Here is a 20,395-nt window from a genome sequence, read left to right as displayed (position 1 = left end):
GCCGGCCCCCCGGGGCCCTACCTGAGCGCGAGCAGCAGCGTGTCCGAGGGCGAGGCCCACACCGGGCGCGCCTCGGTGAAGCCCTGCTCGCGCAGCACGCGCGCGTGCCAGGCGGGCGAGGGCATGTCGCCGTCGGCGTGCTCGCCGTAGATCTCGAAGCGGCGGGCGGTGGGCTCGGCGAGGGCGGGGTCGGCGGCGGCGAGCTGCCACCACCCGGACCAGTCGACGACACCGGACTCCTTGGCCCGATCCATACGGGCGTGGCGCTGGGCGCGCTCGGCCGCGTTGATCCGGGGCGTGCTCTCGTCGATCATGTGGTCCGCGTTCATGAAGACACCGCCGTCGCGGACGAGTCCCGCGACCTGACCGTAGAGGGCCGCGAGGGGTTCGCTGTGCAGCCAGTGCAGGGCCGTGGCGGTCAGGACGGCGTCGTAGGAGTCGCACGGCAGCCGCGCCGGCCAGTCGGGGTCCTTCAGGTCGGCGGTCACCAGGGTGACCCGGTCGTCGCCGGCGAAGGTGCCCTCGGCGATGGCGAGGAGGGCCGGGTCGAGGTCGACGCCGGTGCTGGTGGCCTCGGGGAACCTGTGCAACAGCCGGGCGGTGATGCTGCCGGTGCCGCAGGCGAGGTCGAGGACGCGCGGTGCGGTGCCGACGAGGGCCTCGACCATGTCGAGCATGATCCGGAAGCGGTCCTCCCGGTCGGGCATGTACCACTCCTGCTGCCGGTCCCAGCTCTCCTGCCAGGCCTGCCAGTCGGTTCCGGTTCCGGTGCCCGTGCTGGTGGTCATGAGACCCCCCTCTTCAGTAGCCCGTTCTTCGGTCGCCTGCGTAATACCCTGGAAGCACGACCGGCTGTTACCCGACCGCCCACACGACCATAGAGCCCAGCCGTAAGGACTACAAGTGGAACTGGCCTATTACTCGGACTACGCCGTACGCCTCGTCAACAGCGAGGAGCCGGCCCGGGGCAAGGACACACTGACCTCGGTCGCGGCCGTCCGGGACCTGTTCGGCGGGAACCAGTCGGCGGCCCGGCGCGCCACCGACGCGGACGTCACCCGGTTCCGCTCGGTGCGGGCCCGGCTGCGCGCCGTGTTCGAGGCGGCCGACAGCGGTGACGAGACCCTCGCCGTGGACCTGCTGAACTCACTCCTGCTGGAGTTCCCGGTCAGCCCCCAGATCTCCGGCCACGACTTCCGCGACGACGACGGCCGCCCGCTGTGGCACATGCACCTGGCCGACCACCCGTCGAACGCGACCGCGGGCTACGCGGCCATCGCCGCGATGGGCCTGGCCTTCCACCTGACCGAGTACGGCGTGGACCGCCTCGGCCTGTGCGAGGCCGCCCCGTGCCGCAACGCCTACCTGGACACCTCCACGAACCGCTCCCGGCGCTACTGCTCCGACCGCTGCGCCACCCGCGCCAACGTCGCCGCCTACCGCGCCCGCAAACGCCTGGAGGCCGACCGGTCGGCCAGCACCGGCCTGGCCGCCGACAGCGCCCAGCGCAGCACCGCCAGCGGCGAGCGCTGATCCCGCCGGAACGGCCGGTAGCGGAACCGCACCGTGCCGAGGATCAGGTCGTCGGGCACGGCCCCGTAGTCGGTGCTGTCGCCGCCCGCGTACGCGTTGTCCCCGAGCACCCACCAGCCGCCCTCGCGGCGCTCGGCCGCCCGCTTGACGACGAGCAGGTCCTGCTGGAAGGGATGCCGCAGCACGACGACGTCACCGGGCCTGACCCGGGCGCCGTACTGCACGACCAGCTGGTCCCCGTGGTGCAGGGTGGGCACCATGGACGGGCCGGTCACCTCGGCCAGTCCGAAGGGCGCGGCCGCCCTCCCCCGCTCGGTCTCCCGCGACAGCTCCGGCATCGCCGGCACCTCCCCTGGTCCGTTCGTCCACCAGTCCCAGTCTGACCCCGGACTTTTGTCCTAAGCCCATGGGGGCACTCGCGAAAACCCGTATGGCAGGGAGTAATGTCCCACCTGAGAAGACGATCACGAGGAAGGAACGCTCCATGCTTTCCCGCCTGTTTGCCCCCAAGGTCAAGGTCAGCGCGCACTGCGACCTGCCCTGCGGCGTGTACGACCCGGCCCAGGCCCGCATCGAGGCGGAGTCGGTGAAGGCCGTGCAGGAGAAGATGGCCGCCAACGACGACCCGCACTTCCAGACGCGCGCCACCGTCATCAAGGAGCAGCGTGCCGAGCTCGCGAAGCACCACGTCTCCGTACTGTGGAGCGACTACTTCAAGGCCCCGCACTTCGAGAAGTACCCCCAGCTGCACCAGCTGGTCAACGACACCCTGAAGGCGCTGTCGGCCGCCAAGGCTTCGACGGACCCGAAGACCGGTGAGAAGGCCCTGGAGCTGATCGCCGAGATCGACAAGATCTTCTGGGAGACCAAGAAGGCCTGATCCTCGATCATGCCGATTGACCTGCGATTACCCTTTCGGTCGCCTGGTCTTCCTGTCCGCACCCGGCCCGCAGGCCGCCGAGCACGGCGTCCATGACGGTCCGGGTGCGGTCTTGTTCGCGGTCCGGCACGCGGACGATCACCTCCGTACCTCACGCCCACCGACCGTCACCGCGCCCGGAGATCGCGCGGGAGATCACCCCGCCCCGGCCGCCCTCTCGGTCACGCGGCAGGCGACGACGTCGGGGCGGACCTATGTCGGTGAAGAGGCGGCAACCTGGCCACGGACCGCCGCACTCGCCCTCCCCGGCGTCAGCCCCGGGAACCCGGCGCCCTGACGGCGGTCGACGACGCGGCCCCGGAGAAGACAGTCCGCCCCGTCCGCCCCGTCCGCCCCGTCCGCCCCGTCCGCCCCGTCCGCAAGACACCGGACGAAGGCCGACGTACCCGGCGGCGGAGGTGGCCTCCGCACGGTGCGGGCAGCCCACAGGGGCCTGCGGAGTTCCCCCGCCACGGGTGGACGGTCGCCGCGGGAGGCAGGTCGCCTCGCGGTCATACCGCGTCGTGCCGGGCGGCGATACGGGTCACCGTGACCGCGACGGTCACCCGCTCCTCGGCACCCAGCGCGGCGAGGTGGGAGACGACGGCATCCCCCACCCGGTCGTGGACGTTCCGGGCGATGTCCAGCGCCCGCCGGCCCTCGGCCAGGACGCAGCGCACCTCGATGCGCCATCCCGAACCGTCCGGCGCCACGTCGGCGCGGACGCCCGCCTCGGGCGCCGTGCGGTGAGACGGGGTGTCCGTCCCGGCGGGCGCGGCGGCCGCCGTGAGGCGGTCGAAGAGGCGGGGTTGCAGGCCGTCGACACCGGGGACCGCGAGGGCCGCCTCGGCCGCGACGCCGAGGAGCGCGGTCGGGGGGATGGTGGTCATCGCGTACCACCGCCGACCGGGAGGCCGGGGCCCAGGGGCGGCCCCGGCTCCAGTACGTCGACCACGGTGATGTCGACGGCCGTCACGGCCAGGCCCAGGTCCTGCCCGGCGGAGTCGAGGACCGACCGGCGCACCTGACGGACCCGGTCGGGCAGCGGGCGGTCGAGGGCGGCGGCCAGGGTCATGGTCACCCGCACGTCGGTGCCCTCCCCCTCGGGTACGAGCCGGCAGGCGGCGGCCCTCGCCCCGGGAACCGCGTCCGCGGCCCACCGCAGGACCTTCGCCGCGGCACTCTCGGCGATCCGCAGGTCCCGGTCCGGGTCGGCCAGGGGAAGGAGCACCCCGAGCCGGATCTCCGCACCGACGACGCCCATGACGCGGTCGGCGAGTGCGCTCAGGCCCGGGGGGTCCTCGGCGCGCAGGGCCCCGGTGGCCGCGTTCAGCGTGGCCAGGCCCTCCACGACCTCCCGGCAGTGGGGGCAGGAGACGGTGTGCGGGTCCGCGGCCGGCGGCGCGTCCCGCGCCTGTTCCCAGACCCGGCTGAGCAGTCGGCCGCACGGCAGCACCTCGTCCCCCGTGAACGGGGGCACGCCGACGGCCGGGCCGGTGCGGGGCCCGTGGGCTCCGGGCGGTCCGGAGGGGCGCGCGTGCGGGTCGTCTAGCGCCATGGGGCCATCGCCTCCTGCAGGGATCGGCGCGCCCGGAACAATCTGCCGCGCACCGTCTGCTCACTGGTCCGCGTCACCTGGGCTATCTGCTTGTAGGGCAGGCCCTGCACCTCCCGCAGGATCCAGCAGACCCGCTGCCCGGTGTCCAGCTCGGCGAGCGCGCGGGACAGGGCGGCGGTGGCCGCGTCCTGCTCGGCGGACCGGGCGGGCTGGCTCCAGGCGTCGCCCGCCGCGGGCTCGCCGACGGCGTCCAGGGGGAGGGGCGGCGGCCGGCGGCGGCGCATGGTCAGACACCGGTTGACGGTGATCCGGTACATCCAGGTACGGAACTCCGCGCCGTGGCGGTACTCCGGCAGTCGCCGCCAGGCACTGACGAAGGCGTCCTGAACGGCCTCCTCGGCGTCCTGGGGGTTGGCGAGCATGCAGCGGGCCAGGACAAGGAGGGACCGGCTGTGCCGCTGGACGAGTACGGCGAAGGAGTCCTCGTCCCCCTCGGCCGCCCGTACGGCCAACAGACTGTCCGGCAGGTCACATCCCGGCCGGGGGGAAGCAATACGTTCGGTCATGGCGCCCCCGCGCAGGCTCGGAAGAGCCGTGTACCCCCGTACAGCAATGTGATGCACATCACACCACATCTGGATGAGGAGTACGGCGCCCGGCGTGTCCAACCTGTCGACGGCACCACGCAGGTGTCCTACCGATCGATCGAGGCGACCGCCATGACGGACAACATCACGAGCGTCGGCGGGGGCGGCCGGCCCGAGGCGGGTGTGAGCGCGCTGAAGGGCCGCACCGGGGCCGGGGCTCCGGCCGAGACTCGGGGGCGAACCACCATCGCGGACGGCGTGGTGGCCAAGATCGCGGGCATGGCCGCCCGCGAGGTGTCGGGCATCCACAACCTCGGGGCGGGCATGGCCCGCGCCTTCGGCGCCATGCGGGAACACGTCCCCGGAGGCGGAGCCGGAGCCGTCACACGAGGAGTGAAGGTCGAGGTCGGCGAGCGGCAGGCCGCCGTGGACCTGGCCGTCGTCGTCGAGTACGGCGTCTCCATCGTCGACGTCACCGGCGACGTACGCACCAACGTGATCGGCGCCGTGGAGCGGATGACGGGGCTGGAGGTCGTCGAGGTGAACATCGCCGTCGCCGACGTGCACCTCCCCGACGAGGAGGAAGAGGCCGGACCGGACGAGGGCCGCGTGCGGTGATCCCCGCACGCGCCCCGGGCGCGTGCGCGGGCTGATCACACGACCGGCGACGTACGTTCGCCAGACGGACGCGGCTGATCACACGACCGGCGACGTAACGTTCGCCAGACGGGTGTGTGCATGATGAACGCAGCGACGACGGGCCTCGCGGCCGGGATGGCCCTCGGCTTCGCCGGCTATTTCGGCGGCTTCTGGGCCTTTCTGTTGGTTCTCGTCCTGGGGACGGCGGGGCTGATCGTCGGCCTCGTCGCGCAGGGCGACCTCGACTTCCGTGGCCGGGGGCAGCGGTGAGGACCCGGCCCGGTTCCGCACCCCCCGACGAAGGGCCCGGCCCACCGGCGCGGGCCGTGGGCCTGCCGCCTCCGGCCGTGCGGGGCGCCACCGTCATCCCGGAGCGGGTGGTGGCCCGTATCGCCGCCCAGGCCGCCCGCACGGCCCAGTCCCGGCGCGCCGCCCTGCCGCCCGGCCGGAGCGGACCGGCGCCACCCGGCGCCTCCGCCGCCGTCCGGAGCGGATCGGTGCGCCTGCGCCTGTCCATGGACCTGCCCTACCCCACCGACATCCCCCGTGTCTGCGAGCGGATCCAGCGGGACGTCGCCGAACGGGTGGCCGAGCTGACCGGCCTGCGGGTCGGAGAGGTCACCCTCACCGTGCGGCGGCTGGTGACCGCCGCCGGCGCGAACCGGGGGCGGGTCCGGTGAGCCGCCCCCCGGCCCGCACCACAGGGCCCACCGCGCAGGAAGGAGGACCGGGATGACACCCGACGAGGGTCCTCACGCCCGTGGCCCCGCCCCGTCCGCGCACACCGTGCCGCTGACGAAGGAGCCCGAGGAACCGAGGGAGCCGGCAGCACCCGGTCCGCCCGGACACGACGCACCCCCTCCGCCGGACGCGGCAGCGGGCGAGCGCGACACAGGACACCGGACCCACCGCCCGTGGTCCGCGCGCCGCGTCCCGGCCGCGCTGGTGGCCTCGGGGATTCTCCTGGCCGCGGTCGCGACCCTGGTCGACGTTGTCGCCGTGCGGGCGGGACGCCCGGCGGCGGCCTGGCGACGGCACCTGGCCGACGAACTGGCCACCCGCCCCGTGGACGACGTGTGGATGCTCACGGGCGCCGCCGTGGCCGCAGCCGTCGGCCTCTGGCTGATCGTTTTGGCCCTCACCCCCGGCCTGCGCCACTGGCTGCCCCTGCGCTCCCCCTCGCGCGGGCTGCGGGCCTCCCTGGACCGCGACGGCGCCGCCGACCTGCTGCGCGACGCCGCCATGCGGGTCCCCGGAGTGGGCGCTGCCCGCGTCCGGGTGCGCCGCCACCGCGTCACAGCCCGCGCGGACGTCCGCTTCCGCGACCCCGGGCAGGTGAAGGACGACCTCACCGCCGTCCTCCACGAGGAACGCGACGGGCTGGCGCTCGCCCGTCCTCCCCGCATCACCGTACGGGTGCGGCAGCGCACCCCCTAGAGGAGAACCCCCAGGACCGGAGCCCGCCCATGACGCCGCGACCCGTACTCAACCGCAGTCTTCTGGCCCTCGCCGGACTGGTGTTGCTCGGCGGTGGTCTGCTGATCCTCCTCGCCGGGCTCGACGTCTACCGGCGATACGGTCTGGCCCCGCCCGCCGGCTGGCCTCTGACCGGCCCGGACGACGTCCTGCTCGGCTCCGCCGACCGGGCCCGCTGGAGCAGTCAGGGCTGGTGGTGGCCCGCGGTCCTAGCCGCCCTCGCCGTCTGCGCCCTGCTCGCCCTGTGGTGGCTGCTCGCCCAGCTGCGCCGACGCCGCCCCGGAGCGCTGCCCGTCGGCGGCGCGCACCCGCAGGAAGGCGTCGAACTGCGCGACCACGTGCTCGGCGACGCGATCGCCGCCGAAGCCGGTGCCCTGCCGGGGATCGAGCGTACGGCCGTGCGCATCACGGGTCAGCCTGCCCACCCGCACACCGGCGTCAGGGTCACCCTCGGGCCCCAGGAGGCGCCCCGCGCCGCCCTGGACGCACTCTGCCGAGGTCCGCTGCGGACCGCTCGTCGGTCCACCGGCTTCGCCGACATGCCCACCGAGGTCCGCCTACGGGTCGCCCGTCACAGAGCACACCGCGCGGAGTGAGGAGGAGACCGACCCTTCCGTATCCGCCCCTTGCGGTCCTCAGCGGTTCGCAGGGGAGCCAGCACTACTCCCCAAGGGAGCGATCATGATCGTCCTGGGCATCATTCTGCTCGTCATCGGCTTCGTCACCGGGGTGTCCATCCTGTGGACCATCGGAATCATCCTGGTGGTCGTCGGAGCCATTCTGTGGATCCTCGGATCGATGGGACACGCCGTCGCCGGGCGACGTCACTACTGGTGATCGGGGTCCGGTCCGTTCCGGCCCGCGGCAACGCGGGCCGGAACGGAGGACGCACGTCAGCACATCCGGCCGAAGGTGTCGGAGGAGGCGGATGACGGCGGCGCAGAGGTCGCTCCGCTACGGACGTCGCCGTCCGGGCGCGGGCCGGGTCGGCGTGGTGGATGTCGTGCCGGGTTTGCCGAACGAGTACAGGCGGGGATCGACCGGCCCGTCCGGTCGTGACGACGGGCGGGCCGCAGCAGTGACCCGGGCCGACCGACCGGCCGGAGCCGCGTGCGACTGCGCGCAGTCGCGGTGTCGGGGGTTCCTGTGCGCTTTCCGCGTAGAGATCCATCGTGGACACGACGACCCAAGTAGGCGCTCTCCCCCGTCGGTCAAACGGTCACGCGCCCGGCATCCGACAACTGGCTCGCGCCCTCGAAGACCGGCCCGCGCCCCCGAAGACCGGCCCGCGCCCTCGAAGACCGAATCGAGCTGCCGGAGACCGGATCGGGCTCCCGGCGAGCCGGTCCGCGGCGGCGGTGTCAGGTCGGTGGATGCGGAGTGTCGCCGCCGGTGTCGACGCCGATGAGGATCTGTCCGGCCTCGGTGATGTTGTCGGCCCGGACGGCCTTGGCCATCGCGGCGCGTGCCGCGTCGGGCGCCGTGTCCGGCGGGATCACCATCAGGGAGAAGAGATCGCGGTCGCCCCGGGAGACGAGGACGGTGTCGTCGCCGACCGGGAAGGAGTCGATGTGGACGAGCCGGCCGTCGACCGTCAGCCGTGTCGGCAGTTCGTCCCAGGCGGTGCTGTCCAGGCCGACGCGGGTGACAGGTCCGAGGTGCTCGGTCAGCGCGCTGATCAGCGAGGGGAGCTCGGCGCCGATGTCCCGCGACCGCGGCCACCAGGCACCGTCCAGGATCCCCTCGCGTGCGTGGGTCGTCGCCAGTCTCAGCAGGGCCGTACCGGGTGTCACCGACCGGTACAGGGTGTCCGGCAGCAGTTTGGGGGTGTCGGAGTCGGTCACGGGGTCCGCCCGTCCTTGGTGCGCCGGTCGGCGGTCGCTTCCCCCGTCGGCCCTCGGTGCCGCCGGGTCCGGCGCCCGATCCCCGGCAGGGCGTCGCTGTAGGGGAAGGCGGCGATGCGCTCGTTGTGCTGACCGTTGAGCCGGTGGATCAGGACGACTCCCACGGCGATCAGGACGGGTATCGCGGCCACGGTGATGGCAGTCATGGTTCTTTCACCTCCGGCGGCCGGCGGGCGAACGCCCGGTCGAGCCGATGGGCCGGCGCGGGGAGGCCGGCGGCGCTGCCCCGCCACCGGCCTCCCATGTCTGTTCCGCGGCCTCGGGTGTCGACGCTGTCCGCTGCCGCCTCCCGGCCCGGGACGTCGAAGCCGTCGTCGGCCATCGGCCGTGCGGCGGCATCCCCACCGGTGTCCGGCGCGATCACCAGCACGTACCGGCTACCACCGGTGAAGAAGACCGGCAGCCGGTGCGGATCCCGCTCCCCGGTGAACCAGCCCACCCGCACGGTGCGCCCGGCGGCGGACACCCAACGCGGGATGAGGGGCCAGTACGCCGGGTTCACCGTGACGCCTGTGACGCGGCCCCAGAAGCCGCCCGGGGCGGCCGTCAGCGACGGCAGTTCACGAGTGAGGGCACGGGAGCGAGGCCACCACATGCCGTCCGGTCCGCCCGCCGCGGGCGTCAGGGACAGCCGAGCCGGCAGCGACGGCGCACGCTTGTTCGACGCCGTACGGTCGATGGTCACGGTCATGGCGCTGACCTGCCCCCGGGCTCGTGGGGACGGCCCGGCATCGTCGATCACCGGAAACGGCACCGGGTCGGAGCCGGTGCGCGAAGACCTCCGGTGCCTTCACACTACTCCGCCCGCCGACCCGCAAGGCCAAGGGTGACCAGGTATCTTCCTGCCCTTGGGACCGTGGCCACCGGCGCCCGTCGGCGCACCGGGGACGCCCCCCGCGGCCCCCTCGGTGGACCCGTGGGCCGACCGGACGGATCCCGTACGCCACCACCGTCGCGCGGGGGAGGCGGCACAACCCCACCCCGGCGGCGCGCCACGCCCGCCTACGATCGCCCCATGAGCATCCGCATCCGCTGGACGTACGCCTTCGTCGACCGGCCCGCCGAACGCTTCGAGCGGGCCTGTGCGTTCTGGACCGCCGTCACGGACACGCACCTGTCCGAACCGCGGGGCGACGGGGGCGAGTTCGTCACGCTGCTGCCGGAAGCCGCCGACGCGTGCGTGAAGGCCCAGGGGGTCACCGAGGGCGAGGGAGGAGCGCACCTCGACTTCTGCGTCGACGACGTGTCCGGATTCGTGCGGGCCGCGGTGGACCTCGGGGCGAAGGAGGTCGCCGCGCACGACGGCTGGGCCGTCCTGCGCTCCCCCGCGGGGCAGTTGTTCTGCGCGGTCCCCTGGCACGGCGAGTCGGTACGCCCTCCCGTGGTGTCCGGCAGCCGTCTGGACCAGGTCTGCGTCGACGTCCCGCCGTCCGCGTACGACGCCGAAGTCGCCTTCTGGAGCGATCTGCTGCCCACCTGGTCGTCCCGGCCGGGCTCCCTGCCCGAGTTCCACTCGGTCGCACCGCCGCCGGGGCTGCCGATCCGCGTCCTCCTGCAACGGCTGGACGACGAACGTCCCCTCTCCGCCCACCTCGACCTGGCCTGCGGACCGGACATCGACGCCGTGCGCGCCCGGCACGAGCGGCTCGGCGCGGCCCTGGTCGCCACCCACTCGCACTGGTCGGTGCTGCGCGACCCGGCGGGCGGCCTGTACTGCCTGACCGGACGCGACCCGCAGACGGGAGGACTGCCCGGAACCCCCGCTGCGCACTAGCTAGCGACTCTCCACGAACAGGCAGTCGACGACGGTGTCCTCCTCCTGCGGCGGCGGACACGCGTGTTCCTCGCCCACCTCCACCCCCAGCAGGGGAGCGGGCGCGCCGCTCTCCTGACCGCCACGCGGCTCGGGCGGCTCGGCGGCATCCTGCAGCCACAGGGTCAGGCCGCCCCCTGCGGTGGCCGTCACGAGCCAGACGACCACCGCCCACCGCCACAACCGGCGACGCCGCCTTCCCGCATCGGTCACGTCCGCCCCTCCCCGTTCGGCCATGCGGGTCACGCCAACGCCTCGACCAAGGTCACGAGGCGGGGGAGGCAGGGGTTTCGGCCTCTTCCACGGGACCGGGACGGTCGTGCTGCTGCTCGGGGTGGTCGTGGTGCTCCGTGTGGCCGTGGTGCTCGCTGTGACCGTGCCGCTCGGCGCCAGGCTCGACGTACGCCTCGCACTCGGGGTTGTGGCACGGTCCCGGGACCCAGCGCGGAACCCACGCACCCAGGGTCTTGTGGCGCCGGACGACGGTGTCTACGGGCTGCCCGCAGGCGGGACAGACCTGGTGTTCCCTGTCCATGCCACCAGGGTAGGCCCGTCACCGCTTGCGTGCGTACACGCGTACCAGCACGCCGTTGGAGAACGCGCGCACCGACTCCAGGGCGAAGTCGGACACGGAGAACCCGGTGCCGCCGAACATCGGCATGCCGGAGCCGTAGACCTGCGGGTACGTCTTGATGACGAGTTCGTCGATCTCGTCGAGCAGTTCGCCCGCGATCCGCGAGCCGCCGCACAGCCAGATGCCGAGCTTTCCGTCCTCGGCCTTCAGCTCACGGACCCGGGCGACGAGGTCACCGTCGATCACCTCGACGTTCGGGTCGGGCGAGGCGCCGAGGGTGCGGGAGGCGACGAGCTCCCGCAGATGGGCGTACGGGCTGGTGAGGCCGGCGTCGAGGCCGACCTGGTAGCTGCCGCGGCCCTGGATCACGGTGTCGAAGTGCAGGTTCTCCGCGTCCTCGATGCCCATCTGGACGCGGCCCGGGGTGGCGATGGTCTCCGGGTACGTCGAGGTGAGGTAGCCGATGAACTCCTCGTCGAGGAAGGCGTACATCGAGGATGCGTCGCCGTCGGGGTCGCCGATGAAGCCGTCGATGGAGCAGGCGACGAAGTAGGTGAGCTTTCGCAAGCCGGTCTCTTTCCGTAGGCTGATCTCTAACCACGACAGTTGTAGTACTCCACTTGTAGTGGTTGCAAGGTGTTTTCCGGGGCTTCCCCGGAAAGGGAGAAAGTGGGAGAGAGGGTTCCGCATGGCCGGAAATCCGGAACGGCGCGCGGCCCTGGTGAACGCCGGGGTCGAGGTGCTCGCGCGGGAGGGCGCGCGGGGGCTGACCTTCCGCGCGGTGGACGCGGCGGCGGGGGTGCCGGTGGGCACCGCGTCGAACTACTTCACCGGGCGCGACGACCTGCTGCGCCAGATCGACGCCCGCCTGCACACCCGCCTCGCCCCCGACCCGCACGCGCTCGCCGAACTGATGAAGCGCCCGAAGGACCGCTCCCTCGTCACGGCACTCATGCGGGACCTGATGGCCCGCGCGGTCCGCGACCGCACCGGATACCTCGCCCTCCTGGAAATGCGCCTGGAAGCCACCCGCCGCCCCCAACTGCGCTCCTCCTACACCGAGTCGGTGCGTACGGATCTGGAGTACGGCATGCGGTTCCACCGCGAGGCCGGTCTGCCCGGCGGTGATGAGACCGTCGTCGTCCTCTACCTCGCCATGCTCGGCCTGATCCTGGAGCACCTGACCCTGCCCGGCGTCCTGGACGGCGCCCTGCCGGACGTGACCGTGCCGGAGGGACTGGTGGAACGGATCGTGGAGACGGTGGTGCCGCGGGCTTGAGGCCGCGCGGCACGGCAGGCACGCGCCGCCCCCACCCAGGCGCGACCCCGACCCCGCACGGCGCGAACCCGCACACACCCAGGCGCGACCCGCCCCCACACGGCAAGACCCCGCGCACACATCCAGGCGCGACCCGCCCCCACACGGCAAAACCCGTCGCGCACCCGCCCCGCACCCCACACGGCAAGACCCCGCGCCCACGCCGAAGTGGTCCGCCCCCCTCACGGCGCCAACACCCTCACACGCCGAAGCGTTCCGCACCCCCGCACGGCACCAACGCCCGCACACACCGAAGCGGGTCCCGCGCACCGTGGGGTTGCGCGGGACCCGCCGGGCCGGGGCCCCCGGTGACCGTGCGGGGTCAGGAGCCGCGCGGTGCCGGGGACCCCGGGGTCTTCAGGGCGTAGGCGGCGTCACGTGGTGCGCCGGGTCACGAACTCCGCCAGGGACAGCAGACCGCCCGCCGACTCGGGGTCCGGGATCGCCCGGGCCAGTTCGGACATCGCCCGCGCCATGTGGTCGGCCGCCTGCTCCTGCGCCCACGCACGCCCGCCGGCCCGTTCGACGGCGAGTGTGGTGCGCTCCAGATCGGCCTGGTCGTAGGGGACGGCGTACAGCTCGGCCAGTTCCGCGGCGGCCGGGGTGCCGGAGGTGAGGGCGGCGACCACCGGCAGGGACTTCTTGCGGGCGACCAGGTCCGCGCCGGCCGGCTTGCCGGTGTGCCGCGGATCGCCCCATATGCCGATCACATCGTCGATGAGCTGGAAGGCGAGCCCGGCCTCCCGGCCGAACGCGTCCAGCGCCTCGACGTCATCGTCCGGCGCCCCGGCGTACAGCGCGCCGACGGCGCAGGCACAGCCGAGCAGGGCGCCCGTCTTGGCCTCGGCCATGGCGAGGACCTCGTCGAGCGTGACGTCGGCGGGCCCGCGCTTCTCCAGGGCGGTGTCCGCCTGCTGCCCGGCGCACAGCTCGATCACGCAGGCCGCGAGGCGGGCGGCGGCCGCCGAGGACGCCGGGTGCGGGTCCTCGGCCAGCAGTCCGAGGGCCAGTGCCTGAAGGGCGTCCCCGGCGAGGATCGCGTCGGCGTCGCCGAACGTCGTCCAGGCGGTGGGGCGGTGCCGTCGGGTGGTGTCCCGGTCCATCACGTCGTCGTGCAGCAGCGTGAAGTTGTGGACCAGTTCCACCGCCGCGGCGGCCCGCACGGCCGCCGTGCGGGCGGTCTGCCCGCCGAGGGCGGCGGCCGCGGCGAGTACCAGCGCCGGGCGGATCGCCTTGCCCGGGTTGCCCGCGGCCGGTGTGCCGTCGGCGTGCTCCCAGCCGAAGTGGTACAGCGCGATCCGGCGCATGGAGCCGGGCAGCGAGCCGAGGGCCGCCCTCAGGGCGGGATCGACCGACAGCCGGGCGGCTTCCAGGATCGCCGCCGCCTCCTGCCCGTCGAACGCTCCCGTCCCACCGTCGCCGTGGCTCGCGATGGGCTCCCGCCTTTCCCGCGCGTCACCCGAGTACGGCCTGGCCTCCGTCACGAAGTCGGTCATGGGGTCCCCCTCGCAGGGTCCGCGGACGGTGACGGACGTACGGTCACCCGGCAGGTACGCCCTCGGTGTACCCGCCCCGGCGGGCGGGGACACGGCGTCCGCGCGGGCGAGGTCACTGCCAGCGGCCGATCTCGACGTTCTCCAGGACGCCCAGCGCGTCCGGGACCAGCACGGCGGCCGAGTAGTAGGCCGTGACCAGGTACTTGATGATGGCCTGTTCGTTGATGCCCATGAACCGCACGGACAGGCTCGGCTCGAGCTCGTCCGGGATACCGGACTGCCGCAGACCGATGACGCCCTGGTCCTGCTCGCCGAGACGCATCGCGATGATCGAGCTGGTCCGGGCCTCGGTGACCGGGATCTTGTTGCACGGGTAGATCGGCACCCCGCGCCAGGTGGGGATCCGGTTGCCGCCGACGTCGATCGTCTCGGGGACGAGCCCCCGCTTGTTCAGCTCGCGGCCGAACGCGGCGATCGCGCGCGGGTGGGCGAGGAAGAGCTTGGTGCCGCGGCGCCTGCTGAGCAGTTCGTCCATGTCGTCGGGGCTCGGCACGCCGTCGTGCGGCTGGATCCGCTGGTCGTACTCGCAGTTGTGGAGGAGTCCGAAGTCCCGGTTGTTGACCAGCTCGTGCTCCTGGCGCTCCTTCAGCGCCTCGACCGTGAGCCGCAACTGCTGCTCGGTCTGGTTCATCGGCTGGTTGTACAGGTCGGCCACGCGCGTGTGGATGCGCAGGACGGTCTGGGCGATGCTCAGTTCGTACTCGCGCGGCCGGGCGTCGTAGTCCACGAACGTGTGGGGGATGTCCGGCTCGCCGGAGTGGCCCGCGGCGAGGTCGACGGCCTTCTCACCGTACTTGTTGGTGCGCTGGCGGGGGATCGCCCGCTGCTGCCGGACGTGCTCGCGCAGGGAGTCGGCGCGCTCGGCGACCTGCTCGAAGTCCTGGCGGGACAGGATCAGGACCGTGCTGGCCGTGTGGGCGCGGGCGGTGTACTCCCAGATGGAGTCGCCGTCGAGCAGCGCGTGGTCGCCGAAGTAGGCGCCGTCGGCGAGGACCCCGAGGACCTGGTCGTCGCCGTAGGGGCCGGTGCCGACCTTCTCCACCCTGCCGTGCGCCAGCAGGTAGACCGCGTCGTTCTGGCTGCCGAAGGAGGCGATGACGTCGCCCGGGCCGTACTCCTGCTGCCGGCAGCGGGAGGCCAGCTCCGAGAGCACTTCCTCGTCCTCGTACGAGCGCAGCACCGGCAGTTCGCCCAGTTCGGCGGGGATGACCTCGACGCGGTCGCCGGTCTTGACGAACGTGATCCGGCCGTCGCCGACCGCGTATGTCAATCGCCGGTTCACCCGGTACGTGCCGCCCTGCACGTCCACCCAGGGCAACATCCGCAGCAGCCAGCGGGAGCTGATCTCCTGCATCTGCGGCACGGACTTGGTCGTGGTGGCCAGGTTCCGCGCGGCCACGGTGCCGAGACTTTGCTGCGGCTTGCCCTGCTCGGTGCGGACCTCTTCGCCTACCGACATAGAGAAATGCCCTCCCAATCAGTCACAGGCGCCGTACTGCGCCGACGCACTGTTCTCGTGAACCACCCTTCCATCACGAAGCGTGCTGGTGCTATTACACGAAAGAGCGGGAATGGATCATGTGCGGTCGGGGCAGAGCGAGTTTTCGCACCGAACGGTGTTCGACAATGGCCTGGTGACCGACCCCGCCGCCCTGCGCCCCCGGCTCCCCTCCCCGCTCCGGGAGGTGACCGACGACCGGTTCGCCCGGCACGGCGTACGGCTGCTGCTCAAGCGGGACGACCTGATCCACCCGGAGCTGATCGGCAACAAGTGGCGCAAGCTCGTGCCGAACCTCGCGGCTGCGGCCGGCCGGCCGATCGTCACGTTCGGCGGCGCCTACTCCAACCACCTGCGGGCCACGGCCGCCGCCGGCCGCCTGCTGGGCCTGACCACGGTCGGCGTGGTGCGCGGCGACGAGCTCGCCGACCGGCCGCTGAACCCCTCCCTGGCCCGCTGCGCGGCCGACGGCATGCGGCTGCACTTCGTCGACCGCTCGGCCTACCGTCGCAAGACCGACCCCGACACCCTCGCCGCCGTCCTGCGCGCGGTCGGCGCCGAGGACGCGTACGTCGTCCCCGAGGGCGGCAGCAACGCGGCGGCCGTCCGCGGCTGCCGGGCGCTCGGCGAGGAGCTGCGCGGCCGGGCCGACGTCGCAGCCGTCGCCTGCGGCACGGGCGGCACCCTCGCGGGTCTCGCCGCCGGGCTCGGCCCCGGCGAGCGGGCCCTGGGCATACCGGTTCTCAAGGGCGGTTTCCTGAGCACCGGCATACGGGCACTGCAGACGGAGGCCTTCGGCGCCCCGCGGGGCGACTGGCGGCTGGACGACCGCTTCCACTTCGGCGGTTACGCCCGCACCACCCCCGCCCTGGACGCCTTCGCCGAGGACTTCGAGCAGCGCCACGGCCTGCCGGTCGAACGTCTCTATGTCGCCAAGTTGCTGTACGGACTGGTCACCCTGGCCGAGGAAGGAGCCTTCGCGCCCGGGACCGCCGTGGCGGCCGTGGTCACGGGAGCCCCGTTCGACGGGTGACGGATGCGGTGCCGTCGGGTGGCCGGGCGGCGACGGCCGGCAGCGCCCGCGTCCCTCTGCTCGCGCAGCGACGTGAGTGCCGCCAGGTTGTGGGCGGCCGAGATGACCAACTCGTCGTCCCCAGACCGCCGTCCGGGCGGGCGTCCCCTCATTCAAGCGGGACACGGCACGGCACGCGGCGGAAACCGCCGTTTTCGCCGTCCCCGGCTGCCCGTCGGCCGCGGGACCGGCGGCCGACGGGCGCACGGCTCACCCCGCCTCCCGGTAGGCCGCCGCCTCCTCCAGGTCCAGGCGCCGCAGGAGGGTGCGGAGCATCTCGTCGTCGATGTAGCGGCCGTCGCGGAGGCGGACGAAGACCTCGCGTTCGGCGCTGATCATCTCGCGGGACAGGCGGCGGTAGGTGTCGTCGACGGTCTCGCCGGTGACCGGGTTGACCTGGCCGAGGCGTTCCCAGACGGCGTTGCGGCGGCGCTCCAGGACGGTGCGCAGACGGTCGGCGAGGGGCGGGGGCAGGGCGTTGCGCTCGTCGGTGAGCAGGGCGTCCAGACGTTCCTCGGCGACCCGGGAGGCCTGCGCCTGCGCGTTGGCCTCGGCGAGCGTGGCGGCCTGCGGGTCGGCGGCGGGGAACCTCAGCAGACGGATCAGCGGGGGCAGGCTCAGGCCCTGCACGACCAGGGTGCCGATGACCGTGGTGAAGGTCAGGAAGAGGATGAGGTTGCGGTGTGGGAAGGGCGCCTCGCCGTGGTCGGCGGTGAGGGGGATGGAGAAGGCGATGGCGAGCGAGACGACGCCCCGCATGCCGGCCCAGGCGATGACGATCGGCCCCCGCCAGGTCGGGTCCTCCTCGCGTTCACGGACGCGTTTCGACAGCAGCCGGGGCAGGAAGGTCGCCGGGTACACCCACAGGAAGCGGACGGCGACGACCACGAGGAAGAGGGCGACGGCGTACCAGGCGGCCTCCACGCCCTCGTAGGCGCCGAGTCCTCTCAGGACGACCGGCAGTTGCAGGCCGATCAGGGCGAAGACCGCCGACTCCAGGACGAAGGCGACCATCTTCCACACGGCCTCCTCCTGGAGGCGGGTGGCGAAGTCGACCTCCCACGCGCGGTGGCCGAGATAGAGGGCGACGACGACCACGGCGATGACACCGGAGGCGTGGAACTGTTCGGCGGCCGCGTACGCGACGAACGGGATCAGCAGGGAGAGCGTGTTCTGGAGGAGGGGCTCCTTGATGTGGGTGCGCAGCCAGTGCAGCGGGGCCATCAGGATCAGGCCGACCGCGGTACCGCCGACCGCCGCCACCAGGAACTCCCCGATCCCGCCGGCCCAGGAGGCGCCCTCGCCGACGACGACCGCGAGGGCGACCTTGTAGGCGGTGATGGCGGTGGCGTCGTTCAGGAGGGACTCGCCCTGGAGGATCGTGGTGATCTTCGATGGCAGGCCCACCCGGCGGGCCACCGCCGTCGCCGCGACCGCGTCCGGCGGCGCCACGACCGCGCCCAGCACCAGCGCCGCCGTCAGCGGCAGCCCCGGGACGAGCAGGTGGGCGGCCCAGCCGACGACGACCGTCGCGAAGAGCACGTACCCGACCGACAGCAGCGCCACGGGCCGCACCTGCGCGCGCAGGTCGAGGTAGGAGCTGTCGGTGGCGGAGGTGTACAGCAGCGGGGGAAGCAGCAGCGGGAGGACGACGTCGGGGTCGAGGGTGTAGTCGGGGATCCCCGGGAGGTACGACACGGCCAGGCCGACGGCGACCAGGAGCAGGGGCGCGGGCACCGGGGTGCGCCGGGCCGCCGCGGCGATCGCCGCACTGCCCGCCACCAGCAACAGCAGTGGCATCACGTCCATGTTTCGCCCGCCCTCGTTTTTCCGCGCGGGCGTCCGTACGCCCGTCGTAACCTGGCAATCATGAAACAGTGCACGCACGCCGACGCGCTGCCGCACCCCGAACCGGTCCCCCTCGGCGAGACCTGTCCGGAGTGTCTGCGGGACGGCACCCACCCGGTGCAGCTGCGGCTGTGTCTGACGTGCGGCCACGTCGGCTGCTGCGACTCCTCGCCGGGCCGCCACGCCACAGAACACCACAAGGACTCCGGTCATCCGGTCATGCGGACCTTCGAACCCGGTGAGAACTGGCGCTGGTGCTTCGTCGACCACGTCCTCGTATGAGCCGGCCCCGGGACGGCCGGCCGGTCCAGCGGGTACGGTTCGAGCATCTGACGTCTGGGTACGTCAACCCGGCGCGCCCTCTTCCCGTTCGGGCCCGCAGACCCCTAGACACGGAGCGTGTTCACAGCTTTACTGTGAGTGACGCCAGGGGGTTGGGGTCCCGGGGACAGGACACTTGAGAGCGCGGTAGCGTCACCGCTGCACCAAAGACGCGTTACCCCGGGGGGCGACCCTCGGCCCCGAAAAGCTTGTACCACCTTGGAGGTGAGGGTGTCCCAGATCGCAGGCGAGCCCGCGACCCAGGACTTCGTGGAAGTCCGGCTGCCGGCTGCGGGTGCCTACCTGTCGGTGCTGCGGACGGCCACGGCCGGCCTCGCGGCCCGTTTGGACTTCACCCTGGACGAGATCGAGGACCTGCGCATCGCGGTGGACGAGGCCTGCGCGATCCTGCTCCAGCAGGCCGTGCCCGGCTCGGTGCTCAGCTGTGTCTTCCGCCTGGTCGACGACTCGCTGGAGGTCACCGTCTCGGCGCCCACCACGGACGGCCACGCGCCCTCGCGCGACACCTTCGCCTGGACCGTGCTGTCCGCCCTCGCGGGCAAGGTCTCCTCTGCCGTGGACGAGGACAAAACCGTTTCGATCAGCCTCTACAAACAGCGCGGCGCGGGACCCGGGCCGGCGTGAGGAACGGGGACGGGCCGGTGCGGGACGAAGAGCGCGGCACATGGGAGCTGCCGGCCGAGAGTGCCGACAACTCGGTCACTCCGGGCGGTTCCCGACGCACGGCGGACGGCATCGACGGCATTCCCGAGCAGGCCCGGCCGCACCCGGAGGACGACTCGCCCTCCGCGCGGGCCGGCGCCCCGGACAGTGCCGTGCAGGACTCGCCCAGGGAGAGGCGGATCGGGGGCACCCCCGGCCGGGCGCAGGCGAGGGCTCGACAGAGGGCGACGGGCGGGACGATGAGCGAGCACGAGCGAGACGACGAACAGGGCGTGCCGGGCACGCGGCACGAGCCTGAGGACCGCCAGCCGCAGGACCGCGAGCCCCAGCATCGCGAGCCGCAGGACCGCAGCGGGGCGCGGGCGATGTTCCTCGAGCTGCGCGGCCTGAGCCAGGGCAGCCCGGAGTACGCGGAGCTGCGCAACCAGCTGGTCCGGATGCACCTTCCGCTCGTCGAGCACCTCGCCCGCCGCTTCCGCAACCGCGGTGAGCCGCTGGACGACCTCACCCAGGTCGCCACCATCGGTCTGATCAAGTCGGTGGACCGCTTCGACCCGGACCGCGGGGTGGAGTTCTCCACGTACGCGACCCCGACGGTCGTCGGCGAGATCAAGCGGCACTTCCGCGACAAGGGCTGGGCTGTGCGGGTGCCGCGCAGGCTCCAGGAGCTGCGTCTGTCGCTGACGACGGCGACGGCCGAGCTCTCGCAGCTGCACGGCCGCTCCCCCACCGTCCACGAGCTCGCCGAGAAGCTGGCGATCTCCGAGGAGGAGGTCCTGGAGGGCCTGGAGTCGGCCAACGCCTACTCCACGCTGTCCCTGGACGTGCCCGACACCGACGACGAGTCCCCGGCCGTGGCGGACACGCTGGGCGCGGAGGACGAGGCACTGGAGGGCGTCGAGTACCGCGAGTCGCTCAAGCCGCTGCTGGAGGATCTCCCGCCGCGCGAGAAGCGGATCCTGCTGCTGCGCTTCTTCGGCAACATGACCCAGTCGCAGATCGCGCAGGAGGTGGGCATCTCGCAGATGCACGTCTCGCGTCTGCTGGCGCGGACGCTGGCACAGCTGCGGGAGAAGCTGCTCGTGGAGGAGTGAC

General features: G+C 72.9%; 28 protein-coding genes. 14 read left to right on the top strand and 14 right to left on the bottom strand.

Going from position 1 to position 20,395, the window contains the following annotated elements; genetic code table 11:
* Window positions 1–17: 17 nt before the first annotated feature.
* Window positions 18–788, bottom strand: a complete 771-nt coding sequence (locus tag ACIBBD_RS23265; protein ID WP_399421403.1) for a class I SAM-dependent methyltransferase — start codon at window positions 786–788, stop codon at window positions 18–20.
* A gap of 115 nt (window positions 789–903) precedes the next feature.
* Between ACIBBD_RS23265 and ACIBBD_RS23260 the strand changes: the two genes are divergently transcribed.
* Window positions 904–1,533 (top strand): CGNR zinc finger domain-containing protein, encoded by a 630-nt coding sequence (locus tag ACIBBD_RS23260; protein WP_399421402.1) that lies wholly within the window; start codon window positions 904–906, stop codon window positions 1,531–1,533.
* Here ACIBBD_RS23260 and sodX read toward each other — a convergent pair.
* Window positions 1,437–1,871, bottom strand: a complete 435-nt coding sequence (gene sodX, locus ACIBBD_RS23255; protein ID WP_399421401.1) for a nickel-type superoxide dismutase maturation protease — start codon at window positions 1,869–1,871, stop codon at window positions 1,437–1,439. The two genes, ACIBBD_RS23260 and sodX, sit on opposite strands and share 97 nt — an antisense overlap.
* A gap of 146 nt (window positions 1,872–2,017) precedes the next feature.
* On the opposite strand from sodX, the gene sodN reads away from it, so the two are divergent.
* Window positions 2,018–2,413 carry a superoxide dismutase, Ni gene (gene sodN / locus ACIBBD_RS23250; RefSeq protein WP_399421400.1) on the top strand — a complete coding sequence of 132 codons (396 nt, stop codon included), beginning with the start codon at window positions 2,018–2,020 and terminating at the stop codon, window positions 2,411–2,413.
* Between the two features lie 551 nt (window positions 2,414–2,964).
* On the opposite strand, the gene ACIBBD_RS23245 is transcribed toward sodN, so the two are convergent.
* The 3 genes from ACIBBD_RS23245 to ACIBBD_RS23235 are packed head-to-tail and all read right to left on the bottom strand — an operon-like array spanning window position 2,965 to window position 4,576.
* Window positions 2,965–3,342 carry a hypothetical protein gene (locus tag ACIBBD_RS23245; protein ID WP_399421399.1) on the bottom strand — a complete coding sequence of 126 codons (378 nt, stop codon included), beginning with the start codon at window positions 3,340–3,342 and terminating at the stop codon, window positions 2,965–2,967.
* Window positions 3,339–4,010: a hypothetical protein gene (locus tag ACIBBD_RS23240; RefSeq protein WP_399421398.1), complete on the bottom strand. Its 672-nt coding sequence runs from the start codon at window positions 4,008–4,010 to the stop codon at window positions 3,339–3,341. Before ACIBBD_RS23240 ends, ACIBBD_RS23245 begins: the two co-directional genes overlap by 4 nt.
* Window positions 4,001–4,576, bottom strand: a complete 576-nt coding sequence (locus ACIBBD_RS23235; protein ID WP_399421397.1) for an RNA polymerase sigma factor — start codon at window positions 4,574–4,576, stop codon at window positions 4,001–4,003. The genes ACIBBD_RS23240 and ACIBBD_RS23235 overlap by 10 nt, the downstream gene beginning before the upstream one ends.
* A 153-nt stretch (window positions 4,577–4,729) precedes the next feature.
* On the opposite strand from ACIBBD_RS23235, the gene ACIBBD_RS23230 reads away from it, so the two are divergent.
* The 6 genes from ACIBBD_RS23230 (at window position 4,730) to ACIBBD_RS23205 (ending at window position 7,549) form a co-directional block, all read left to right on the top strand.
* Window positions 4,730–5,215, top strand: a complete 486-nt coding sequence (locus tag ACIBBD_RS23230; protein WP_399421547.1) for an Asp23/Gls24 family envelope stress response protein — start codon at window positions 4,730–4,732, stop codon at window positions 5,213–5,215.
* A 120-nt stretch (window positions 5,216–5,335) separates the two neighbouring features.
* A complete protein-coding gene (locus tag ACIBBD_RS23225; protein ID WP_399421559.1) occupies window positions 5,336–5,506 on the top strand; it encodes a hypothetical protein in 171 nt (56 codons plus the stop codon).
* A 77-nt stretch (window positions 5,507–5,583) separates the two neighbouring features.
* A complete protein-coding gene (locus ACIBBD_RS23220) occupies window positions 5,584–5,916 on the top strand; it encodes an Asp23/Gls24 family envelope stress response protein (protein ID WP_399421396.1) in 333 nt (110 codons plus the stop codon).
* A gap of 52 nt (window positions 5,917–5,968) precedes the next feature.
* Window positions 5,969–6,673 carry a DUF6286 domain-containing protein gene (locus ACIBBD_RS23215; RefSeq protein ID WP_399421395.1) on the top strand — a complete coding sequence of 235 codons (705 nt, stop codon included), beginning with the start codon at window positions 5,969–5,971 and terminating at the stop codon, window positions 6,671–6,673.
* Window positions 6,674–6,702: 29 nt separating this feature from the next.
* Window positions 6,703–7,308: an alkaline shock response membrane anchor protein AmaP gene (locus tag ACIBBD_RS23210; RefSeq protein ID WP_399421394.1), complete on the top strand. Its 606-nt coding sequence runs from the start codon at window positions 6,703–6,705 to the stop codon at window positions 7,306–7,308.
* Window positions 7,309–7,393: 85 nt separating this feature from the next.
* Window positions 7,394–7,549: a DUF6131 family protein gene (locus tag ACIBBD_RS23205; RefSeq protein ID WP_399421393.1), complete on the top strand. Its 156-nt coding sequence runs from the start codon at window positions 7,394–7,396 to the stop codon at window positions 7,547–7,549.
* 524 nt (window positions 7,550–8,073) lie between these two features.
* Here the strand turns inward: ACIBBD_RS23205 and ACIBBD_RS23200 are convergent.
* Genes ACIBBD_RS23200 through ACIBBD_RS23190 form a run of 3 tightly spaced genes read right to left on the bottom strand, consistent with a single transcriptional unit; the run spans window position 8,074 to window position 9,307 of the window.
* Entirely contained in the window at window positions 8,074–8,556 is a 483-nt protein-coding gene (locus ACIBBD_RS23200) for a DUF5994 family protein (RefSeq protein ID WP_399421392.1), read from the bottom strand.
* The gene (locus ACIBBD_RS23195; protein WP_399421391.1) at window positions 8,553–8,762 is read right to left on the bottom strand and encodes a hypothetical protein; all 210 of its coding nucleotides are present in this window, start codon (window positions 8,760–8,762) and stop codon (window positions 8,553–8,555) included. The genes ACIBBD_RS23200 and ACIBBD_RS23195 overlap by 4 nt, the downstream gene beginning before the upstream one ends.
* Window positions 8,759–9,307, bottom strand: a complete 549-nt coding sequence (locus tag ACIBBD_RS23190) for a DUF5994 family protein (RefSeq protein ID WP_399421390.1) — start codon at window positions 9,305–9,307, stop codon at window positions 8,759–8,761. Before ACIBBD_RS23190 ends, ACIBBD_RS23195 begins: the two co-directional genes overlap by 4 nt.
* Window positions 9,308–9,637: 330 nt before the next feature.
* Between ACIBBD_RS23190 and ACIBBD_RS23185 the strand changes: the two genes are divergently transcribed.
* On the top strand, window positions 9,638–10,390 hold the full coding sequence (locus ACIBBD_RS23185) for a VOC family protein (RefSeq protein WP_399421546.1): 753 nt from the start codon (window positions 9,638–9,640) through the stop codon (window positions 10,388–10,390).
* Here ACIBBD_RS23185 and ACIBBD_RS23180 read toward each other — a convergent pair whose 3' ends face one another.
* The 3 genes from ACIBBD_RS23180 to ACIBBD_RS23170 are packed head-to-tail and all read right to left on the bottom strand — an operon-like array spanning window position 10,391 to window position 11,570.
* A complete protein-coding gene (locus ACIBBD_RS23180) occupies window positions 10,391–10,642 on the bottom strand; it encodes a hypothetical protein (RefSeq protein ID WP_399421389.1) in 252 nt (83 codons plus the stop codon).
* Window positions 10,643–10,694: 52 nt separating this feature from the next.
* Entirely contained in the window at window positions 10,695–10,964 is a 270-nt protein-coding gene (locus ACIBBD_RS23175) for a hypothetical protein (RefSeq protein ID WP_399421388.1), read from the bottom strand.
* A gap of 18 nt (window positions 10,965–10,982) precedes the next feature.
* Complete coding sequence (locus ACIBBD_RS23170) at window positions 10,983–11,570, bottom strand: dihydrofolate reductase family protein (RefSeq protein WP_399421387.1); 588 nt, start codon at window positions 11,568–11,570, stop codon at window positions 10,983–10,985.
* Between the two features lie 121 nt (window positions 11,571–11,691).
* Here ACIBBD_RS23170 and ACIBBD_RS23165 point away from each other — a divergent pair, with 121 nt between their 5' ends.
* The gene (locus tag ACIBBD_RS23165; RefSeq protein WP_399421386.1) at window positions 11,692–12,282 is read left to right on the top strand and encodes a TetR/AcrR family transcriptional regulator; all 591 of its coding nucleotides are present in this window, start codon (window positions 11,692–11,694) and stop codon (window positions 12,280–12,282) included.
* 413 nt (window positions 12,283–12,695) lie between these two features.
* Here the strand turns inward: ACIBBD_RS23165 and ACIBBD_RS23160 are convergent, their stop codons facing one another.
* Window positions 12,696–13,817, bottom strand: coding sequence for a family 2 encapsulin nanocompartment cargo protein polyprenyl transferase (locus ACIBBD_RS23160; protein WP_399421385.1), 1,122 nt, complete (start codon window positions 13,815–13,817; stop codon window positions 12,696–12,698).
* Between the two features lie 112 nt (window positions 13,818–13,929).
* Entirely contained in the window at window positions 13,930–15,336 is a 1,407-nt protein-coding gene (locus ACIBBD_RS23155) for a family 2B encapsulin nanocompartment shell protein (RefSeq protein WP_399421383.1), read from the bottom strand.
* Between the two features lie 112 nt (window positions 15,337–15,448).
* Here ACIBBD_RS23155 and ACIBBD_RS23150 point away from each other — a divergent pair, with 112 nt between their 5' ends.
* Complete coding sequence (locus tag ACIBBD_RS23150) at window positions 15,449–16,408, top strand: 1-aminocyclopropane-1-carboxylate deaminase/D-cysteine desulfhydrase (protein WP_399421382.1); 960 nt, start codon at window positions 15,449–15,451, stop codon at window positions 16,406–16,408.
* A gap of 249 nt (window positions 16,409–16,657) precedes the next feature.
* On the opposite strand, the gene ACIBBD_RS23145 is transcribed toward ACIBBD_RS23150, so the two are convergent.
* Window positions 16,658–18,256 carry a Na+/H+ antiporter gene (locus tag ACIBBD_RS23145; RefSeq protein WP_399421381.1) on the bottom strand — a complete coding sequence of 533 codons (1,599 nt, stop codon included), beginning with the start codon at window positions 18,254–18,256 and terminating at the stop codon, window positions 16,658–16,660.
* Window positions 18,257–18,316: 60 nt separating this feature from the next.
* On the opposite strand from ACIBBD_RS23145, the gene ACIBBD_RS23140 reads away from it, so the two are divergent.
* From ACIBBD_RS23140 to ACIBBD_RS23130, 3 genes are all read left to right on the top strand, one after another.
* Window positions 18,317–18,577: a UBP-type zinc finger domain-containing protein gene (locus tag ACIBBD_RS23140; protein ID WP_399421380.1), complete on the top strand. Its 261-nt coding sequence runs from the start codon at window positions 18,317–18,319 to the stop codon at window positions 18,575–18,577.
* A gap of 270 nt (window positions 18,578–18,847) precedes the next feature.
* Window positions 18,848–19,261, top strand: coding sequence for an anti-sigma regulatory factor (locus ACIBBD_RS23135; protein WP_004925829.1), 414 nt, complete (start codon window positions 18,848–18,850; stop codon window positions 19,259–19,261).
* Between the two features lie 17 nt (window positions 19,262–19,278).
* Window positions 19,279–20,394 carry an RNA polymerase sigma factor SigF gene (locus tag ACIBBD_RS23130; protein ID WP_399421379.1) on the top strand — a complete coding sequence of 372 codons (1,116 nt, stop codon included), beginning with the start codon at window positions 19,279–19,281 and terminating at the stop codon, window positions 20,392–20,394.
* Window position 20,395 lies beyond the last annotated feature (1 nt).

It is taken from the genome of Streptomyces sp. NPDC051315, from assembly GCF_044455165.1.
Classification (GTDB): Bacteria; Actinomycetota; Actinomycetes; order Streptomycetales; family Streptomycetaceae; genus Streptomyces.
This window is presented reverse-complemented; position numbering and strand designations above follow the sequence as displayed.

Excerpts from the sequence above, each read along its gene's own strand:
- ACIBBD_RS23195 (WP_399421391.1), bottom strand. The coding sequence starts at position 8,762 with ATGACTGCCATCACCGTGGCCGCGATACCCGTCCTGATCGCCGTGGGA.
- ACIBBD_RS23165 (WP_399421386.1), top strand. The coding sequence starts at position 11,692 with ATGGCCGGAAATCCGGAACGGCGCGCGGCCCTGGTGAACGCCGGGGTC.
- ACIBBD_RS23265 (WP_399421403.1), bottom strand. The coding sequence starts at position 788 with ATGACCACCAGCACGGGCACCGGAACCGGAACCGACTGGCAGGCCTGG.
- ACIBBD_RS23240 (WP_399421398.1), bottom strand. The coding sequence starts at position 4,010 with ATGGCGCTAGACGACCCGCACGCGCGCCCCTCCGGACCGCCCGGAGCC.
- ACIBBD_RS23160 (WP_399421385.1), bottom strand. The coding sequence starts at position 13,817 with ATGACCGACTTCGTGACGGAGGCCAGGCCGTACTCGGGTGACGCGCGG.
- ACIBBD_RS23230 (WP_399421547.1), top strand. The coding sequence starts at position 4,730 with ATGACGGACAACATCACGAGCGTCGGCGGGGGCGGCCGGCCCGAGGCG.
- sodX (WP_399421401.1), bottom strand. The coding sequence starts at position 1,871 with ATGCCGGAGCTGTCGCGGGAGACCGAGCGGGGGAGGGCGGCCGCGCCC.
- ACIBBD_RS23145 (WP_399421381.1), bottom strand. The coding sequence starts at position 18,256 with ATGGACGTGATGCCACTGCTGTTGCTGGTGGCGGGCAGTGCGGCGATC.
- ACIBBD_RS23235 (WP_399421397.1), bottom strand. The coding sequence starts at position 4,576 with ATGACCGAACGTATTGCTTCCCCCCGGCCGGGATGTGACCTGCCGGAC.
- ACIBBD_RS23210 (WP_399421394.1), top strand. The coding sequence starts at position 6,703 with ATGACGCCGCGACCCGTACTCAACCGCAGTCTTCTGGCCCTCGCCGGA.
- ACIBBD_RS23245 (WP_399421399.1), bottom strand. The coding sequence starts at position 3,342 with ATGACCACCATCCCCCCGACCGCGCTCCTCGGCGTCGCGGCCGAGGCG.
- ACIBBD_RS23190 (WP_399421390.1), bottom strand. The coding sequence starts at position 9,307 with ATGACCGTGACCATCGACCGTACGGCGTCGAACAAGCGTGCGCCGTCG.
- ACIBBD_RS23150 (WP_399421382.1), top strand. The coding sequence starts at position 15,449 with ATGGATCATGTGCGGTCGGGGCAGAGCGAGTTTTCGCACCGAACGGTG.
- ACIBBD_RS23215 (WP_399421395.1), top strand. The coding sequence starts at position 5,969 with ATGACACCCGACGAGGGTCCTCACGCCCGTGGCCCCGCCCCGTCCGCG.
- ACIBBD_RS23155 (WP_399421383.1), bottom strand. The coding sequence starts at position 15,336 with ATGTCGGTAGGCGAAGAGGTCCGCACCGAGCAGGGCAAGCCGCAGCAA.
- ACIBBD_RS23205 (WP_399421393.1), top strand. The coding sequence starts at position 7,394 with ATGATCGTCCTGGGCATCATTCTGCTCGTCATCGGCTTCGTCACCGGG.
- sodN (WP_399421400.1), top strand. The coding sequence starts at position 2,018 with ATGCTTTCCCGCCTGTTTGCCCCCAAGGTCAAGGTCAGCGCGCACTGC.
- ACIBBD_RS23140 (WP_399421380.1), top strand. The coding sequence starts at position 18,317 with ATGAAACAGTGCACGCACGCCGACGCGCTGCCGCACCCCGAACCGGTC.
- ACIBBD_RS23175 (WP_399421388.1), bottom strand. The coding sequence starts at position 10,964 with ATGGACAGGGAACACCAGGTCTGTCCCGCCTGCGGGCAGCCCGTAGAC.
- ACIBBD_RS23225 (WP_399421559.1), top strand. The coding sequence starts at position 5,336 with ATGATGAACGCAGCGACGACGGGCCTCGCGGCCGGGATGGCCCTCGGC.